General features: G+C 61.5%; 16 protein-coding genes. 7 read left to right on the top strand and 9 right to left on the bottom strand.

Annotated elements, in window-relative coordinates:
• Positions 1 to 89 precede the first annotated feature (89 nt).
• Genes LIY36_RS18915 through LIY36_RS18905 form a run of 3 tightly spaced genes read left to right on the top strand, consistent with a single transcriptional unit; the run spans position 90 to position 3,655 of the window.
• Positions 90 to 749 (top strand): paraquat-inducible protein A, encoded by a 660-nt coding sequence (locus LIY36_RS18915; protein ID WP_192301268.1) that lies wholly within the window; start codon positions 90 to 92, stop codon positions 747 to 749.
• Positions 736 to 1,359 carry a paraquat-inducible protein A gene (locus LIY36_RS18910; protein WP_192301269.1) on the top strand — a complete coding sequence of 208 codons (624 nt, stop codon included), beginning with the start codon at positions 736 to 738 and terminating at the stop codon, positions 1,357 to 1,359. Before LIY36_RS18915 ends, LIY36_RS18910 begins: the two co-directional genes overlap by 14 nt.
• Positions 1,352 to 3,655, top strand: coding sequence for a PqiB family protein (locus tag LIY36_RS18905; RefSeq protein ID WP_226456592.1), 2,304 nt, complete (start codon positions 1,352 to 1,354; stop codon positions 3,653 to 3,655). The genes LIY36_RS18910 and LIY36_RS18905 overlap by 8 nt, the downstream gene beginning before the upstream one ends.
• A gap of 168 nt (positions 3,656 to 3,823) precedes the next feature.
• Here LIY36_RS18905 and mksF read toward each other — a convergent pair whose 3' ends face one another.
• The 3 genes from mksF to mksB are packed head-to-tail and all read right to left on the bottom strand — an operon-like array spanning position 3,824 to position 8,635.
• The gene (mksF, locus tag LIY36_RS18900) at positions 3,824 to 6,664 is read right to left on the bottom strand and encodes an Mks condensin complex protein MksF (protein WP_226456591.1); all 2,841 of its coding nucleotides are present in this window, start codon (positions 6,662 to 6,664) and stop codon (positions 3,824 to 3,826) included.
• A complete protein-coding gene (gene mksE, locus LIY36_RS18895; RefSeq protein ID WP_192297830.1) occupies positions 6,661 to 7,368 on the bottom strand; it encodes an Mks condensin complex protein MksE in 708 nt (235 codons plus the stop codon). The genes mksF and mksE overlap by 4 nt, the downstream gene beginning before the upstream one ends.
• Positions 7,358 to 8,635, bottom strand: coding sequence for an Mks condensin complex protein MksB (gene mksB, locus LIY36_RS18890; RefSeq protein WP_192297829.1), 1,278 nt, complete (start codon positions 8,633 to 8,635; stop codon positions 7,358 to 7,360). Before mksB ends, mksE begins: the two co-directional genes overlap by 11 nt.
• A gap of 187 nt (positions 8,636 to 8,822) precedes the next feature.
• On the opposite strand from mksB, the gene LIY36_RS18885 reads away from it, so the two are divergent.
• Positions 8,823 to 9,566 (top strand): energy transducer TonB, encoded by a 744-nt coding sequence (locus LIY36_RS18885; RefSeq protein WP_192297845.1) that lies wholly within the window; start codon positions 8,823 to 8,825, stop codon positions 9,564 to 9,566.
• A complete protein-coding gene (gene rimI / locus LIY36_RS18880; RefSeq protein WP_005784514.1) occupies positions 9,559 to 10,011 on the top strand; it encodes a ribosomal protein S18-alanine N-acetyltransferase in 453 nt (150 codons plus the stop codon). Before LIY36_RS18885 ends, rimI begins: the two co-directional genes overlap by 8 nt.
• Before the next feature lie 121 nt (positions 10,012 to 10,132).
• On the opposite strand, the gene LIY36_RS18875 is transcribed toward rimI, so the two are convergent.
• Positions 10,133 to 10,282, bottom strand: coding sequence for a hypothetical protein (locus LIY36_RS18875; RefSeq protein ID WP_370694880.1), 150 nt, complete (start codon positions 10,280 to 10,282; stop codon positions 10,133 to 10,135).
• A 139-nt stretch (positions 10,283 to 10,421) separates the two neighbouring features.
• On the opposite strand from LIY36_RS18875, the gene can reads away from it, so the two are divergent.
• Positions 10,422 to 11,066, top strand: a complete 645-nt coding sequence (gene can, locus LIY36_RS18870) for a carbonate dehydratase (RefSeq protein ID WP_003188288.1) — start codon at positions 10,422 to 10,424, stop codon at positions 11,064 to 11,066.
• Here the strand turns inward: can and LIY36_RS18865 are convergent.
• The 4 genes from LIY36_RS18865 to LIY36_RS18850 all read right to left on the bottom strand — a co-directional run bounded on the left by LIY36_RS18865 (position 11,063) and on the right by LIY36_RS18850 (position 15,141).
• Entirely contained in the window at positions 11,063 to 11,584 is a 522-nt protein-coding gene (locus LIY36_RS18865; protein ID WP_226456590.1) for an SET domain-containing protein-lysine N-methyltransferase, read from the bottom strand. The two genes, can and LIY36_RS18865, sit on opposite strands and share 4 nt — an antisense overlap.
• 147 nt (positions 11,585 to 11,731) lie before the next feature.
• Entirely contained in the window at positions 11,732 to 12,901 is a 1,170-nt protein-coding gene (locus LIY36_RS18860) for a hypothetical protein (RefSeq protein ID WP_192297826.1), read from the bottom strand.
• A 122-nt stretch (positions 12,902 to 13,023) separates the two neighbouring features.
• A complete protein-coding gene (acpA, locus tag LIY36_RS18855) occupies positions 13,024 to 14,724 on the bottom strand; it encodes an acid phosphatase (RefSeq protein WP_226456589.1) in 1,701 nt (566 codons plus the stop codon).
• Between the two features lie 96 nt (positions 14,725 to 14,820).
• Complete coding sequence (locus tag LIY36_RS18850; protein ID WP_226456587.1) at positions 14,821 to 15,141, bottom strand: hypothetical protein; 321 nt, start codon at positions 15,139 to 15,141, stop codon at positions 14,821 to 14,823.
• 313 nt (positions 15,142 to 15,454) lie between these two features.
• On the opposite strand from LIY36_RS18850, the gene LIY36_RS18845 reads away from it, so the two are divergent.
• A complete protein-coding gene (locus LIY36_RS18845) occupies positions 15,455 to 16,744 on the top strand; it encodes an MFS transporter (protein WP_226456585.1) in 1,290 nt (429 codons plus the stop codon).
• Positions 16,745 to 16,747: 3 nt separating this feature from the next.
• Here the strand turns inward: LIY36_RS18845 and LIY36_RS18840 are convergent, their stop codons facing one another.
• Positions 16,748 to 18,118 (bottom strand): GntT/GntP/DsdX family permease, encoded by a 1,371-nt coding sequence (locus tag LIY36_RS18840; protein ID WP_226456584.1) that lies wholly within the window; start codon positions 18,116 to 18,118, stop codon positions 16,748 to 16,750.
• Positions 18,119 to 18,220 lie beyond the last annotated feature (102 nt).

Here is an 18,220-nt window from a genome sequence, read left to right as displayed (position 1 = left end):
CAATTAAGCCCCGACAAATTTGCACAGTTATTTCTGAACCAGACCACTAGAATAGGTACCTAACCATTTTTAGAGTCAGAGCCCTATCTATGTCTGATCCGGTTGACACCCTTGAGGTGTCGGATTTACCACTGGACGACCTGGTGGCATGCCATGAGTGCGACTTGCTGATGCGCAAGCCAGCACTCGCCCTGGGCGAAAAAGCCCAATGCCCCCGCTGCGGCTACGAGTTGTACGCCCATCGCCATAACGTCGTTGAACGCAGCCTCGCCTTGGTGCTCGCCGCGCTGTTGCTGTACATCCCGGCGAACTTTTTACCGATCATGCAGCTCAATCTACTTGGGCAAACCTCTGAAGATACCGTCTGGAGCGGCGTCGTCGGCTTGTTCGATACCGGCATGCAAGGCGTCGCGGTCGTCGTCTTCCTGTGCAGCATGGGGATTCCCTTGCTCAAGCTGCTCTGCCAGTTGGCAGTCCTGCTCAGCATTCGCTGGAACATCGGTCGCAGCTACGGACTGCTGCTCTACCGTATCTATCACCACATGAAAGACTGGGGAATGCTGGAGGTCTACCTGATGGGTGTCTTGGTCGCGATTGTAAAACTCGCCGACATGGCCTCCATCACCGTCGGCCTGGGACTGGTCTGTTTCGTCAGCCTATTAATGGTTCAGGTACTACTTGAGGTGGTGATGTCGCCGCACCAGATCTGGCAAGCGCTGTCAGGAGAGGATGATCATGCGGGCGATTGATGCAGGCATTCTGATTTGTACCGAATGCCATGAGTTGAACAAACAAGACTCGGACACCGATGAACAAATCTGCACCCGTTGCGGCGCGCTGATCCACGCCCGTCGCCCGAACAGCCTCGCGCGTACGTGGGCGCTGCTGATCACGGCCGCTATCTTGTACATTCCCGCTAATCTGTTGCCGATCATGACCATCAACTCCCTCGGCCAGGGCGACCCGAGCACCATCATGGCCGGCGTGATCCAACTGGTGCAGCACGGCATGTTCCCCATTGCCGCCGTGGTGTTCATCGCCAGTATCCTGGTGCCGACGTTCAAGCTGGTCGGCATCGGTCTGCTACTGTTCTCGGTGCAGCGTCACCAGCCACTTTCCGCGCGACAGCGCATTGTGATGTACCGCTTTATCGAGTTCATTGGCCGTTGGTCCATGTTGGATATTTTCGTGATCGCCATCCTGGTGGCGGTTGTAAACTTTGGGCGGCTTGCCAGTGTCGAGGCCAATCTCGGCGCTGCGGCGTTCGCCAGTGTGGTGATCTTGACGATGCTTGCCGCAGTAACTTTTGATCCCCGACTGATTTGGGATAACACGGAGTCGGACGACGACCATGAGTGATTTGCCTAAAGCTAAAACCCGCCCGGCCTCCAACTGGTCGGCCATTTGGGTGCTTCCCCTGATTGCCCTGATCATCGGCGGCTGGCTGGGGTGGCGCGCCTATACCCAGCAGGGCATCGACATCCAGGTGCGCTTTGAAAGCGGCGAAGGTATCCAGGTCAACAAAACCGAAGTGGTCTACAAAGGTATGACCGTGGGCAAGGTCAAGGCCTTGGCCCTGGACGACGAAGGCAGTAATCGCGGGGTGATCGCCACCATCGAGATGAACAAGGACGTCGATCAGTACCTCAAGACCAACACCCGTTTCTGGCTGGTCAAGCCAAGCGTCAGCCTCGCCGGTATCACCGGTCTGGAGACCCTGGTTTCGGGCAACTACATCGCCGCCAGCCCGGGTGACGGTGAGCCCACACGCAAATTCAAGGCGCTCTCTGAAGAACCACCGCTATCGGACGCCAAGCCCGGCCTGCACCTGACGATCAAAGCCGACCGCCTCGGCTCGTTGAACCGAGGCAGCCCGGTGTTCTACAAGCAGATCCAGGTCGGCCAAGTCAAAAGCTACCTGCTCTCCGAGGATCAGAGCACCGTCGAAATCAAGGTCTACATCGAACCGACCTACGCCAGCCTGGTGCGTAAACACACGCGTTTCTGGAACGCCAGCGGCATCAGCATCGACGCCAACCTCTCCGGCGTGAAGGTGCGTAGCGAGTCGCTCTCCAGCATCGTCGCCGGCGGCATTGCCTTCGCTACCCCAGAGAACCGCAAGGACAGCCCGCCGACCGACCCGAGCCTGCCTTTCCGTTTGTACGAAGATTTTGACGCCGCCGCTGCCGGCATCAAGGTCAAGGTCAAGCTCACCGACTTCGAAGGCTTGCAGGCTGGTCGCACGCCGGTGATGTACAAAGGTATCCAGGTCGGCAGCCTGAAGACCCTGAAGATCGACCCGTCCCTGTCCAGTGCCAACGCCGAACTGACCCTCGACCCGCTGGCCGAAGACTATCTGGTGCAAGACACCCAATTCTGGGTAGTCAAACCGTCGATCTCCCTGGCCGGTATCACGGGCCTTGAAGCCTTGGTCAAAGGCAACTACATCGCCATCCGCCCCGGCGACAAAGGCAGCGCACCGCAACGCGAATTCGTGGCGCGTGCCAAGGCGCCGCCGCTGGACCTGCGCTCACCGGGCCTGCACATGGTGCTGTTCACCGACAACCTCGGCTCCCTGGACGTGGGCAGTCCGATTCTGTACAAGCAGGTCAAGGTCGGTTCGGTGCAGAGCTACCAGTTCTCGCGCAAGAACAAACAACTGGTGATCGGCGTACACATCGAGAAGGAATACGAAAACCTGGTCAACGGTTCCACGCGTTTCTGGAACGCCAGCGGCGTTACCCTGACCGGCGGCCTCACTGGTGGAATCCAGGTCAAGAGTGAGTCCCTGGCCAGCCTGATGGCCGGTGGCATTGCCTTCGAAACCCCGGAGCAGAACGTACCGCTGAAAAAACGCATTCCGCGTTTCCGCCTGTTCACCGACCGTGAGGCGGCCAATCAACACGGCACCTTGGTAACCATCAAGGTCGACCGTGCCGATGGCATGCGCCCAGGCACCCCAGTGCGTTTCAAAGGCCTGGATGTGGGCAAGATCGAAAGCGTCGACCTCAGCGCCGACATGCAGTCGGTGCTCCTCAGCGCGCGCATTACCCAAGTGGCGGATCGCATTGCGCACGTCGGCAGCCAGTTCTGGGTGGTCAAACCTGAGCTGGGCCTGATGAAAACCTCCAACCTGGAAACCCTGGTCACCGGCCAATACATCGAAGTCCAGCCCGCAGTGAAGAACGCCGGCCCGCAAAAAAGCTTCGTGGCCTTGGACCAACCGCCAGAAGTCGTCCATCAAGAGGCCGGCCTGAGCCTCACCCTCAGCGCCGCCCGCCGTGGTTCGCTGAAGGAAGGCGTGCCAGTGACGTACCGTGAAGTGACGGTGGGTAAAGTCACCGGTTACGAACTGGGCCAGACCGCCGACCGCGTACTGATCCACATTCTGATCGAGCCCAAGTACGCGCCACTGGTGCGCAGCGGTAGCCGTTTCTGGAACACCAGCGGCTTTGGTCTGGACTTCGGCCTGTTCAAGGGCGCGACGGTGCGTACCGAATCCCTGGAGACCCTGGTCGCCGGTGGTATCGCCTTCGCGACGCCAGACGGCGAGCGCATGGGCAATGCCGCGCTGGCACGGCAGACCTTCCCGCTGTTCGACAAGTTCGAGGATGAATGGCTGACCTGGGCACCGAAGATTCCACTCGCCAAGTAGACCGAGGCGCGGCCTTCGCGAGCAAGCCCGCTCTCACACCCGACCGCTTTCCAAAGGATGGACTCGGTCAAATGTGGGAGCGGGCTTGCCCGCGAGAGGCCCGCACAGCCAACACAAAAAAGGCCCCTGGATTCACACCCAGGGGCCTTTTCATTTCAGCTGAAAAAATCAGACCTCATCCAACTCCGGCTCATCGGCCTGCACATTCAGCGTCGCCTTCACCACATCGTGGCGACGGATGTACTTCCAATCCGCCTCGTCGATATAGATCCCGTTCGGCCCGCTGCCACCTTCCAGGTCAATCGCCACCTGGGCGGAAACCTGTGGCTTCACACTGGCCAGGATCGGCACAAAGCCCAACTGCAGACTGGTTTCCAGCAGCGCCGCCTGGTTCTTCTCATCGATGTCCGCCGCCTCGTCGAGGTAGTACGGCAAACGCACGCGCCCGGCCTGGTCGCGGTCCATCAAGTGCAGCAACAAATACATGTTGGTCAGCGCCTTGATGGTCATGGTGGTGCCGTTGGACGCCGCGCCATCGATGTCGGTGTGAATCACCGGCTGGCCATGCACCTTGGTGATCTCGAACGCCAGCTCGAACAAATCCTTGAGGCCCAACTGGTTATGGTTGGCGGCCACGAGGCGGGCCAGGTATTCCTTGGCCTCTTCGTTCTTGTTGTCTTGCTCGGCGCTCTGGCTCAGGTCGAACACCGACAGGGTTTCGCCTTCTTCATACTGACCGGCACTGTGGATGATCTGGTCGATATGCTTGAGCGCTTCCTTGTTCGGCGCCAGCACGATGCGGAAGCTCTGCAGGTTGGAGACCTGACGCTTGTTGATCTCGCGATTGAACAACGCCAGCTGATGTTCGAGGCTGTCGTAGTCGCTGCGGATATTGCGCAGGGTCCGCGCAATATCGGTAACCGCCGCACGCCGCGCCTTGCCCAGGGTCAGCGCTTCATCGGTACGGTGCGCATAGGCGTTGATCAGCAGTTGCAGGCGACGCTCAACGTCATCCTCACTGTCGAACTTGGCGACGCCCTTGAGGCGCACCTGGGCATACAGCGCCTCGATCTGGCCATCGGCGCGCAGCAAGCCTTGCCAGCTGTCCTGATAGTCATTGAGCAGCGGCAACAGGTTGTCCATGGAGTCGTCGACCGGGTCCATGAACGGAGTGCCGAACGGCAAGTCCGCCGGCAACAACTGGCGACGACGCAACGCGTCATCCAGCGTGCGTTGCTTGGCTTCCATATCGCCGATCTGACGACCGACCAATTGCAGCTTGGCCGACAGTTGCTGCACCCGTTCGGTAAACGCATCGCTGGAGCGTTTCAACTCATCCTGCGCCGCTTCCATTTGCGCCAGGTTTTCCAGCTTCTCGCCTTCTTCCGCGCTCAGGGTCTGTGCGCGGCGGAAGTCTTCCAGGGCTTTCTGCGCATCCAGTACTTGCTGGTACAGTGCTTCGGTCTGGGTCTTGCTCGCCGCACGGTCGGAGGCCACGGCCTGCTGGGTTTTCAGTTGCTTGAGTTCTTTTTCCAGACGCTCTTTCTGGTCGCGCAACGCGGCGCGATCCGCCAGGGCCTGCAATGCCGGCGGTTCGATATGGGAGATGTCGATGGACAGCCCCGGCACTTCGAAGCGTTCACCCTTGAAGCCATCGAGGATCTGCTCCAGGGATTTGACCCACTGACCCTCCTCGTCCAGCGTGATGCCATGCTCGCCCAATGGCAGGCTGAACAACGAACTGTTGAACAGACGCATCAGACGCTCAACATCTTGCTGTGAGAATTCTTCGCGCAACTTCGCGTAGCTGTTGTTATCCGCGTGATCGAGCTGCTGCTTGACCGACTTCAAGCGCTTTTCCAGCTCGCGCAGGCGTTCGTCCAGATCCTCGGCGCTGAACTGCCGCGACTGCGCAAGGGCGCCCGCCAATTCATCGTGGGCATCCTTGGCCGCCAGCAACTGCTGCTCCAGCACTTTCACGTCATCCACCAGCGCAAAGCGATGCTTGAGCACCGACAGCTCGCCCAACCAACGCTGAATACCACTGATCTCACGCTCCAGGCGCATCAACTCCTGGGTGCCGCCGCGCTGGTCGTTCTGCAGCGCGTCCTGCTCATTACGGTAGTGCTCGGCCTGAATGGTCAGCTCTTCCTTGCGCGCACCGGCGTAGTCCGACCAGGTGCCAAGCAACGAATCGAGCAATGGCGACAGACGATGCAGTTTGCCGCGCAATACATCGCGCTGGCGAACACCATTGGACAACGCCTCGACCAGCGGCCCGGCGGCGACCAGCGAGTTGTAGTCCTGCTCCATGCGTCGCACATCGCGGAAGGCTTCTTCGCACGCGGCGATGTAATCCACGCTGCCGGAACGCAGGCTGTGTTCGAAGGCATCGAGGAACAATTGCTTGAGCTTGGCCGCGGTGATTTCGCGCATGTGCAGCAGGTTGATAAACAGCGCGCGGAAGGTCTTCAGGCTCTGCTCGCTGGTGGAGCGCAGTGGAATCAGGGTCAGGTCCAGGGGGATCGACGTGTGGCCGCCCACCAGCAAGCGGCGTAGTTCATCGGGCTTGAGTTCGTAGGCTTTCAGGCCTTCGCGCTCCAGGTTGGTGAACAGTTCTTTCTGCCGCAGGCAGGTGTCGTTTTTCTGGTAGTGCGCCAGGTCCAGCTTGCCGGCGTAGGCAAAGAACTGGTGCCCGAAACCACCGCCCGGGCCGCGACCGACCACGCCGATCACGTGCGGGCCGTGGGGCAGGGACACTTCCACGAGGATGTAGCTGGTGTCGGTGGCGAAGTAGAAGCGCCGCGATTGTTCCAGGGTGTACTTGCCGAAGCTCATGTCTGACATGCGCGCCAGAATCGGGAACTGCAAGGCGTTGATCGACGCGGATTTACCCAGGTTGTTCGCGCCGTATACCGACAGCGGCTCTTCCAGCGGGAACAATCCCAGGCTGTAACCGGCGGTGTTCAATAGGGCGAAGCGGCGGATGCCGTAGCGTTCCTTACTCATGCGTCGGTCTCCTGTTCTTCGGCAATGGCACGGGCCAGGGCGTCTTCTTCGCTTTCTTCGGCAAAGTCGCTCAAGTCCAGCGGGTCATCGGTTTTCAGCAATTTCTCGTCGCTGTCTTCATCGATGATCACCGGCGCCGGCAGTGGCAATACGCTGTGGATGCTGGCCGCGAGGTCACGGTCCTGCTGCACCGACAGGCACACGTCGAGGAAACGGTGCATCGGCGGCAGGAAGCGATAGATGCCGTTGTCTTCGCTGGCAAAACCCAGCTGGGTCATGCGGCGCATGATCTTTTCTTCGAGTTCTTCCTGGGTCTGCACTTCGGCCTGGATAAACAGGTCACGGTACTTCTCCAGCAGCGACGGCAGTTCATCGCGGCCCAGGCTGCCACCGTCGAGCACGGCAATCGGGTCGCGGCCCTGGTCGGCCAAATGTTCGACGATGATGAAGGTGAACAACGCCAGGCGTTGCGCGGTCTTGTTGACCTGCGCGGCGGCCACGGCGGTGTCTGGCACGAAGTAGTAGAAGCCCCGCGTGTCGCACACCAGCTCAAAGCCCAGGGCCTTGAACAGCGTGCGGTACTGGTCCTGGAAGTTCGACAGTTGGGCGTACAGCTCCGGGTCGCGGCGGCTGACGTGGTAACCCTTGAACAGCTCGCGAAAGATCGGCGCCAGCTGGGACAGTTCGGATAGATCAAGATGCATGAGGTGTACTCGCAGAATGCTCGGCGGCGTCAGTACTGGCCGGGAGCAGGGCGAAGGAGCGCAGGCTGACCTGGTGCTCGGTGGTGTGGTAGTCGCGGCGTTCCAGGCGTTCGCGCTTGAAGCGTTTTTCGCGGGACAGGCGCGAGAACCAGTACAGCAATTCGTCGGTGGCGCCGTCCGGTTCCTGCTCCAGCAGCCAGGTCATCAGGTCCGGCATCGGCAACGCGTCTTCGCAGCGCTCGAGCATTTCCTTGACCGTGCGCGGTGCACGTTGGGCGTCGCCCTTGTGGGATTTGTGCGCCTTGGGGAAGCGCGCCGGTTTCGGCTCGAAATTCGCCAGGGCGTAAACATAAGCCTCCACCTGGCTGGCACTGCCGAGGAAGGTGCTTTGCGGGCGGGTGAACATCGGCATCGCCGCCTGCGGCACGGCGTCCAGGCCCTTGCGGCGGATCGCTGACAGCGCCAGCGCCGCACCGCGGGTCACGGCGTTGTGCCGACGGGCTTCTTCGCGCAGTGGCAGCAGCAGCTCGCGCGCATGGCGCAAGGTCAGTTGGGCGCTGGTCTGCATTTCCAGGATGCGCGCGTGGGTGCGCAGCAGCATGTCGTCGTCCACCAGGTGGCCGAGACGCTGTTGCTCGGTGAGCAGGCGCAACAGCACGTTTTCGACCTTGCGCACGCCCTGTTCGAAGGCGCCATCGGCGTTCACCAGTTGGATCATCGGCTCGACGTATTCGTCCCAGGTCGCCAGGACCTCGGCATAACGCTGGCGCAACGGAATCTGCCGGTCGCTGGTCTTGGCGCGATCGGCTACGGCGGCGAGGGCCTGTTCGTCGTTGGCGAGCTTTTTCAGCACGTCCCGCACGCGCATATCCAGCAGGCGCAGTTGGCGGGCGAGGTCGTGGCCATCACGGATGTCGAAAGCGTCCTGGATGTACCCGGCCAGGCGTTCGAGATGGCGCAGGTAGGCTTCGATTTCCAGGCACAGGCCAAGCCGGTGCTCCTTGCGAAGATAAGCCAGGAAGTCGTGGATCTGCGCGTTGAGCTCGAAACGGTTCGGGCTTTTGGCGACAGGCACCAGGATGTCCAGGCGAATCCACACGTCCAGCAGGCTGGTGATGTCCTGTGGCGTGCTGTCCAGTTGTTGGGCGGCCAGTTGTGCGCGCAGCTCGGCAAGGCTCAGGGTGCCTTGGTCGAAGTGTTCGCACAGTGGCTCAAGTAAGGCCCAGTGTTCGGCGAGGGCGCGCAGGACGCGCTTGGGTTCGATCATGGGAATGGCCGGCTGGTTGGCGATGAAAAGTCGCGATTGTACTGCATCAGGCCGGGGATTTATCCACAGCCGGTCAGTACGCAGTGGGCGATTGTTGCCGAACAACGGTAGAATCGCCGCTCTTTAGTTATCCACAAGTGGCCGAGCTGTGCTTATCGAGTCCCGACGTCGCGCCTACTTGACCGCTATGCAGGTGGTCAACTGGCTGCCCCGCACCGAACTGCCGTTTGCCGCGCCGTCGCGGCCCGAGCTGCTGGAAGCGCTTGAGCCCTATGAGGCATTCGAGTCTTCGGGCGAGGAGGCGGCTGCGCCGGTGGCGCTGGTCAAGCCCGAAGCGCCCGTGCGGCCTGCGGTGGAGCGTGCCAAGGTCGAAGTGCCGCGCCCGTCGCCGGTGACCAAGGCGGTGGCGGCCGAAGCGCCTGCACCGGTGGTCAAGGCCCCGGTAGTGCCGCCGCCGCGTTTCGCCCTGCAACTGCTGCGGGCCGGGCGCTGCCTGCTGCTGGTGGAGTTGCCCACCGGCGAACGTTTCCAGACCCGCGACCCGGCCTACATGCTGCTCAAGGACATGCTGCGCGCCGCCGGCCTGCCCGACAGCCCGCAGATCGTCGGCGAGCCGGTACGCTGGCCGCTGCTGGTACGCGGCACCATGGACCAGGGCCCGGAAGCCGCGCGTGATTTTGTGCAAGGTTTTGTCTCGGCGCGCCTGGAAGACGAGCCCTGTGTGTGCCTGTGGCTGATCGGCCTGCCCGCCGTGCGTTTTGCCGGCGAAGCCAATGCCGAAGCCTGGTATCGCGAGCTGCAGGTCGAAGGCCTGGGTTCGGTATGGGCCCTGCCGGGCCTGGAATTATTAATGGAAGAGCCACAGCGTAAGGCTGATGTCTGGCAAGCCATGCGCCGGCTGATGGCGCGCTGGAAAACAACTGATGAGTGAGGCTTTATCCTTCCGCCCGATGACCGAGGCCGACCTCGACGCCGTGCTGAAAATCGAATACGCAGCGTTCAGCCATCCCTGGACCCGTGGGATCTTTCTTGACGGGCTGGGCAAGTACCAGATCTGGTTGATGTTCGAAGGCGAGCAGCAGGTGGGGCACGGCGTGGTGCAGATCATCCTTGATGAAGCGCATTTGCTGAATATCACCGTCAAGCCGGAAAACCAGGGCCGTGGCCTGGGCCTGGCGCTGCTGGAACACCTGATGTCGCGGGCGTATGCAGCCAGTGCGCGGGAGTGTTTCCTGGAAGTGCGGGACAGCAATACCGGCGCGTTTCGTCTGTACGAGCGTTATGGCTTCAACGAAATCGGCCGTCGCCGCGATTACTACCCCGCAGTGGGTGGGCGTGAGGACGCCGTTGTCATGGCCTGCACCCTGGTCGACTGAACACGACCCTCCAATGTGGAAGCGGGCTTGCTCGTGAAGGCGGTGGGTCAGTCGATGAATCGGTTGACTGACACTCCCTCTTCGCGAGCAAGCCCGCTCCCACATGGGTAACTGCGATGTGTCAGCGATTACCGTCTATTGGTTCGCGCTCGGCCTCGTCCAGCCGATTCCCCGCGTCAATCCCGTCCTCATCGACAATGCTCAAGTCGTATTCCGCCAGATTGCCCTTGTCATCTTCAACAGGCTCTGTAGGGCGTCGTGATTCAGTCATGGCCAATCCTCATACTGTGGGGCTTATAGTGTGTGGACAGGCGCACCACCCCAAAGATTCAAGCTTATTTGCGCCAGGCGTGACCCGGACGGGGGGTTGTCAGTCACAAAACTGCGCACCATTCCTGAGGCTTTCCCTGATGAACGAACTACAAGACCTGCTTGATAACAACGAACGCTGGGCGGATGCGATCAAACAGGAAGATCCCGAATTCTTCGCCAAGCTCGCCCGCCAGCAAACCCCGGAATACCTATGGATTGGTTGCTCCGACGCGCGCGTGCCAGCCAACGAGATTGTCGGCATGTTGCCGGGCGACCTGTTCGTCCACCGCAACGTGGCCAACGTGGTGCTGCACACCGACCTCAACTGCCTGTCGGTGATCCAGTACGCGGTGGACGTGCTCAAGGTCAAACACATCCTCGTCACCGGCCACTATGGCTGCGGCGGCGTGCGGGCGTCGATGCAAGACCGCCAGTTCGGCCTGATCGACGGCTGGCTGCGCACCATTCGTGACCTGTACTACGAAAACCGCGACGTGCTGGCCCAGTTGCCCACCGAAGAAGAGCGCGTGGATCGCATGTGCGAGCTGAACGTGATCCAGCAGGTGGCCAACGTCGGCCACACCAGCATCGTGCAAAACGCCTGGCACCGTGGGCAGAGCCTGTCGATCCATGGCTGCATCTATGGCATCAAGGATGGTCGCTGGAAGAGCTTGAACACCACCATCAGTGGTTTCGAGCAGTTGCCGCCGCAATATCGCCTGCGTCCGTTGGGCGAAGCCTAAGGTCGCTTGCGTTCGCGCCATTGGGCCATGAACGCCTGGCCTTCGGCGTTCAGCGGCTCATTGCGCCCGGTGATCCAGCCGCGGCAGTTCAACTCGCCACATTGGCAGGCGAACTGCCGGTACAACACGTCCTCGGTGTTGGCGTAATCCATCGTCAAGCGCTCGCCGGCCGCAATTTCCTGCAAGGTCCAGACTTCTAGGTAATGCAAATCGAGGAATACGTTCGGTTTGCAGGAGTGCGAGATCAGCCCGCAAAACCAGCAGTCGTACAGGTGGATGCGTGAAGACAGCTGCAAGGTATGCAGGCGTCGTTCGCTCAGGGCGTAGCCTGAGAGCTTGGCGATGCGTACACGACTGTCAAAGGCGACACGTGCCTTGATCCCGGCCGCTGTGCCATCAGCGTCGTGCACCACCTCGAACAGCTCGGTCGAGGGGTAGCCCGTGCCGAGGTGGGACTTGAAGGGGTAAAGGCAGTCGCTCGCAACGGTTTTAGCCTTATCCATGGCGCGAGTTTTCATAACTCTCCTGGGTTCGGCTGCATCGACCTGCGGGTAGTGGCTGACTTCCAGTCTTGCAGCGGATGGGTGCGCTCCAAGCGTCGCTCAACTTGGATCGGATTTCTACTGTCAACTTTGACAGTAGAAATCCCCCGTTGCCGGTACGACTTACAGCGCCGGGACCGTGATAGTAGGCGTTGGGGCGGGGTTCTTGAGCAGGCGCAGTTGCGCCTTGGTCGTCGGCGTGGCGCATTGGGCGTTGGCTTTTTCCGGGGTCAAGCCGCGCACGGAGGTGTAGAACAACTCGCAGGTCTGCTCCTTGCGCGTGACCTGCCAGGTGTTCATGCACGCCTTGAGCAACACATTCGGATCGCTCGCGGGCTTTTGCCCCATGCCCGCCTGCCAGCAGGCGGCGCTCAAGTCCTGGCCCATGACCTTCAAACCCGCCTCGTCGGCCTTCTGCTCGTTGCCGTCATAGGTCGCAGGGTCGGCCGCGTACCAGATGTAGCTCGGGTGGTTGGCGCCCAGCACCGCAACGGTTTCGCCGGCTTGCGGGCTGATCTGGGCCAGGCCCAGCACGGCCACGCTCTGCCCGTATTGTTGCTTGATCCAATTGCGCACCGGAGCGCCGAACGCCACCATCGGCAACGACCCTTTGGGCGACAGGCTCAGTTCCTTGACCATGCGCGTCTGATAATCGGTGAAGTAGCTGTAGACGCCTTCCAGATCCTTGCCGGCGTTGGACGGCGCGGCGATCGGCGCGATGTCGATGATGGTCTGGTAGGCCGGCGTTTCGGTGGCCGGGATACCGTTGTCGGTGAGCAGCGCGGCCCAGCGGTCGGTGGTACTGGATTCCAGGTAATCCTGGGCCTGGGTCAGCGAGTAGTCCGGCGGGAAGTGCAGCAGCTCGATGCTCTTGCGGTTTTCCAGGGCCATGCCCAGCGGCAGGAACAAATACCAGTTGTAGGCCCACTTGCCGTCGCTGTTGAGCTTGCTGGCGCCTTGGTAGGCCAGGTCGGCGGTGTTGAGTAGCGTCTTCAGGGGCTGGCCGTAATCTTCGGGCACACCGCTGAAGGTCGCGACAACCTGGCCGTCGTGGTTCTTCACGCTGACCTTGGCCCTGCTGTAACCGTCCCGCTGCAGGCTCTGGTTCAGATAATGCTCGGCCGTCTGCTCCAGCGACCAGGGCCGAAAGCAGATCACGTTGCAGTTATTGGGGAACGCGAACAGCTGAGTGACACGTTGCGTGCTGCCCAGCGGTACTTCGACGTCGGCCTGTACGACCGCACTGGCCATCAGTGCGGCCAGGGTGAGGGACAACCTGGTCGGTTTGAACATGTGTGATTCCTTGTCAGCGAAAGCCCGTCTGCGCGGGATGAAAGCCCACTCCCACACAGTAGCGGCTGACCAGGAAAACCGCGTGCTAAATCGCCGGGCATGTCGTTATTGGATAAGAAAACCTACAGGTTGAACTGCAAGGCGTTGCTCAAGTCACCCATGGGCTTCTGGCCGCGGGCGATCATGGCGTCATCACGCTGCTTGAGGCCATCGAGGGTTTCCAGCTGGAACACCCGGGTGATCAGGCGCAGGATCGACGCCGTGTCGTACACCGTGTGATCCACCGTGCCCTTGCGTGCAAACGGCGACACCACCAACGCCGGAATCCGCGTGCCAGGGCCCCAGCGGTCGCCCTTGGGCGGCGCGACGTGGTCCCACCAGCCGCCGTTTTCATCAACGGTGACGACCACTACCATGTTTTTCCACTGCGGGCTCTCTTGCAGCACCTTCAAGGCGCGGGCGATATGGCGGTCGCCGGAGGCTATGTCGGCGTAACCGGCGTGCATGTTCAGGTTGCCCTGGGGTTTGTAGAAGGTCACGGCAGGCAGCTTGCCGGCTTGGGCGTCGGCGAAAAACGTGTTGGTGCTGGACTCATCGCCCAAACCGCCATCACGCAGGCGCTTGTCCCGTTCGGCACGGTTTTGCGGCCCTTGTTGCTTGAAGTAGTTGAACGGCTGGTGGTGATACTGGAAGTTCGGGATCTTGGGGATACCCCCCGAGTCCTTGAACTGGTCCAGCGTCGCCTGCCATGCACCGGCATACCAGGCCCAGTCGACGTTTTTTTTCGACAGCTTGTCGCCGATGTGTTCGTGGGTTTGCGGCACCAGCACGTTGGGCAGGTCGGCCTTGGCGTAGTCCGGGTTTTGCGGGTCGCGAATCCAGGTCGGCCAGTAGGGCGGGGCGAGGGTGTTGACCCCATAACCGTCCGGGGTCAGCGCGCTGGGGCCGAACTGCGGCGCGCCGGTCATGGCGCTGGCCGGGGACTTGTCCAGGGGCTTGAGGCGTGTGTCGGTGGGGTCATCGCTTTGCAGGGTGGCGATCTGTGCCTTGGCCACCGACTGCGCGGCGTTCGGGTAAAACGGCGCGGTGGCGCTGATCAGGTACTGGTGGTTGAGGAACGAGCCACCAAACGCGCCCTGGAAGAAGTTATCGCAGAGCACAAACTCCCTGGCCACGTCCCACAGGCGCAGGGAATAACGGCTCTGGGCGTAATACCCCATCACCAGCCCGCCGGAATCGCCCCAGGCGACAAAGTTGTCGTTCTTGCCGCCATTGATCTGCATCTGGTTCTGGTAGAACACGTGCCACAAGTCGCGGGTCACCAGGCCCAAGGGCAGGTCTTCAGCGTTCGGGCCCTTGAGCGCGAACGGCGCATTGGGCAGGCCCTGCTGGAATTGCACTTCGCTGGGGTACGTCACCCCGTCGACGCTTTGCGGGCCGACTTGCAACACGCCGCCCCAGACCGCAGGCAGGGTGGTCAGCAGGCTGCCGTCGCGGTCGCGTTGCTGCGCGTCGGCAGGCTTGAGCGCCGACAGCGGTTTCTCAACGCCGGGGAAATCTGCAAACAGGTTGTTGAAGCTGCGGTTCTCGGCGTAGATCACCACCACGGTTTTCACCTGGTCGTGCAAGGCCTTGTCCAGCTCCTGCGGTGTAAGTGGTCGCGCCGTCGGCTTGCCCGGGGCCTCGCTGGGATTGCCGCAGGCACTCAAGGTCGCGCCAACCCCCAGCACCGCCGCGCCCCCCAGGAAGCGCCGACGGCTGCTGTCTACTGGCGCTTGGGCGGTGGAATCGGGGGAGGGGCGGTCTTCGTGCTCATCACTCATTGCGGGGAGTCCTTGCTGGCGAAATGTTGCAAGATATTTCGCAGGACGGTAGCAATGCAATGTGACGGAACGAAGACAGGGGGTTACGTCAGAAGGTCACAGCAGGCGCAGTGCCAGTTGGCTGCCGGCGCGCAAATACTCCACCTGGGCCGTCAGTGCATCCCTGACGATTGCCTCGCCGGTGTCGGTCAGCTTGGCTTTTTTGGCGTCGATGACACTGGTCTGCAATAGCTGCATCGTCACGTCCATCGCTTTCTGGAAGGCCGTCACGTTGTTGTGCAGGCCAAACTCCTTGATAACGGCCGCCATGCGGCGATCAGCATCGTCGCGCAGGGCCCTGTACTCGACGAACGAAACGTTGTCGTCCTTGTAAATATCGTTGATCAACTCTTCCAGTGATTTGGACAGGGGCGTCATCGGATTTTCCTTGGTGGTTCGTGAGAGGGAAGCCGAGTCAGGTTAATCAAAGGTGCTGGCGAAAGGAGTCAGGGGAGGGCATCGTCTGAAGTAGGACAACCCCACGCGTCTAATCAGAAAGGTGTTGCTTCACGCCGCAAGCCAGAAGCCCGCCACTTGAAGTGCGCTGCCAACCTTGCGACTGCGCCCATCGGCAAGGGAATGCAGTTATCTCCATCGATCCATGGGGAAAACAAATACATCTTGCGCGATTGCCATCATCCCGCCCAGCTCATAACCTGCACGCCATTTTGTTTGTCTGCCGAGCCTCACCATGACTGCCATCCTTTCCTCCCAGGCGCAGCGTTTTTCCCGCTCCGACTACAAAACCCTGGGCCTGGCCGCTCTGGGCGGCGCCTTGGAGATCTACGATTTCATCATCTTCGTATTCTTCGCGCTGACCCTCAGCCAACTGTTTTTCCCGCCAGAAATGCCCGAATGGCTGCGCCTGCTGCAAAGTTTCGGAATTTTCGTCACCGGCTACCTGGCGCGTCCGCTGGGCGGCATCTTGATGGCACATTTCGCCGACCACCTGGGACGCAAGCGCGTATTCAGCTTGAGCATCCTGATGATGGCGCTGCCGTGCCTGCTGATCGGGATCATGCCGACCTACGCGCAAATCGGTTATTTCGCACCGCTGATCCTGCTGTTTCTACGGGTGCTCCAAGGTGCCGCCGTGGGCGGCGAAGTGCCCAGTGCCTGGACCTTCGTCGCGGAACACGCGCCGCCCCATCACCGTGGCTACGCGTTGGGCTTTCTGCAAGCCGGGCTGACTTTCGGCTACCTGCTTGGCGCGCTGACCGCCACACTGCTGGCGCAAATATTCACGTCTGCCGAGATCCTCGACTACGCCTGGCGTTTCCCCTTCCTGCTCGGCGGCGTGTTCGGCGTGATCGGGGTGTGGCTACGCCGCTGGCTCAGCGAAACCCCGGTGTTCCTCGAAATGCAGGCCCGCCGCCATGCCGCCGCCGAACTGCCGCTGCGTACCGTGCTGCGTGACCATCGCGCCGTGCTGCTGCCGGCGATGATCCTCACCTGCGTGCTCACCTCCGCCGTGGTCGTCCTCGTCGTCATCACCCCGACCATGATGCAGAAAACCTTCGGCATGAGTCCCAGCCATACCTTTGCATTGAGCGCGCTGGGCATCGTCTTCCTCAACATCGGCTGCGTCCTCGCCGGTCTGCTGGTGGACCGCATCGGTGCCTGGCGCGCAGTGCTGGTCTACAGCCTGCTGCTGCCAGTGGGTATTGCCGTGCTGTATGCCAGCCTGATCAACGGCGGCATCTGGCTCGGCGCGGCGTACGCCGTGGCGGGCTTGAGTTGCGGGGTGGTCGGCGCGGTGCCGTCGGTGATGGTCGGCTTGTTTCCGGCGCCGGTGCGGGTCTCGGGGATCTCCTTTACCTACAACATTGCCTACGCGCTGTGGGCAAGCACCACGCCGCTGCTGTTGATTGCACTGATGCCGACAAGCCCGTGGATTTGCGTGGGCTATTGCGTGGTGATGGGCGCGGTGGGCGTGGGGAGTGTGGCGCTGTTCGGTAAGCGCCACACCTTGGCGAGCTGAGGATCAGGTCAGAAAGTGCCAGAGCAGCAGCGTACCGATCAAACCGACAACGGACACGATCGTCTGCAACACCGACCACACCCAAATCGTCTGTTTCAACTGCAAGCCGAAATACTCACGCACCATCCAGAACCCGGCGTCGTTCACATGGCAAAAGAACACCGAGCCCGCGCCAATCGCCAGCGCTACCAGTGAGCTCTGTGTCGCTGCCAACCCCGCCATCATCGGCGCGAGAATGCCCGCCGTGGTGGTCGTGGCAACCGTCGCCGAGCCGGTGGCCTGACGCAACGCCACGGCGATCAGCCAGGCCAGCAGCAGGTACGGCATGTGCGCACCTTCGGCGACCTTGCTGATGGTCTGGCTCACGCCCGCATCCAGCAAGGTTTGCTTGAGGCCGCCGCCGGCGCCGATGGTCAACAGCAATACGGCGATGGGCGCGAGGGCTTTGCGCAGGGTGTTGCCCACTTCCGCACGGGGCATACCGGCGGCCCAGCCCAGGCAGATCACGGCGGCGATCACCGCGAGGCCGAGGGCGATCAGCGGTTCGCCGAGGAATTTCAGGGCCAGGCCAACGGTACTTTGCGCAGGCAGCGCGACTTTGGCCAGGGTGCTGCCCAGCATCAAAATCACCGGCAACAAAATGATCAGCAATGACACCGCAAAGCCCGGCTGGCGCGGCGCCTTGGGCGGGGCGCTGAAGAGTGCGCCGATGTCGGCCGGCTCATCCACGTGCAGGCGTCTGGACAGCCAGTTGCCGTAGATCGGCCCCGCCAGGATCACTGCCGGCACCGCCAGGCAAAAACCCAGCAACATGGTCAGCCCCAGGTCGGCGTGCAGCGCGCCCACCGCAATCAGCGGCCCTGGATGGGGTGGCATCAGCGCGTGCAGGGTGGTCATGCCCGCCAGTGCCGGGATGGCGATTTTCAGCAGTGGCTGGTTCGAGCGCTTGGCCATCACAAAAATGATCGGCACCATCATTACCAGGCCCACTTCAAAGAACAGCGGCAAGCCAATCACCATCGCCACCAGCGCCATTACCCACGGCAATGACTTGCCCTTGCCCAGCCCGAGCAGGGTGGTGGCGATGCGGTCGGCGGCGCCGGACTCGGCCATCAGCGCGCCAAGCATCGAGCCCAGGGCAATGATGATCCCGGCTTCACCCAGGATCGCCCCCGCGCCTTTGCTGAAGGCCTTGGCGACCTCCTCCGGCGGCAACCCGGCGCCGACCCCGGCAATAAAGGTGCCGATCAGAATCGCCAGGAACGGCGGCAGTTTGGTCGCGCTGATCAGCACGATGATGCTGGCGATGGCCAGCAAGACGCAGAGCATGAGGCGGGTGTCATGAACCATCCACGCGGCAGTCGATAACTCCAAGACGGGACTCCTTATCGAACAGGTTGGGAAAATTGTTTCTTTTTGTTTCATGCTCAAAAAGCATACCTGATCCCGCGCTGATCCAGTGCCCATGTGCCGTTT

The sequence above is a fragment of the Pseudomonas sp. AF03-9 genome (genome assembly GCF_020515815.1).
Lineage (GTDB): Bacteria > Pseudomonadota > Gammaproteobacteria > Pseudomonadales > Pseudomonadaceae > Aquipseudomonas.
The sequence above is the reverse complement of the archived record's forward strand: the minus strand, read 5'-3'. Positions and strand labels throughout refer to the sequence as shown.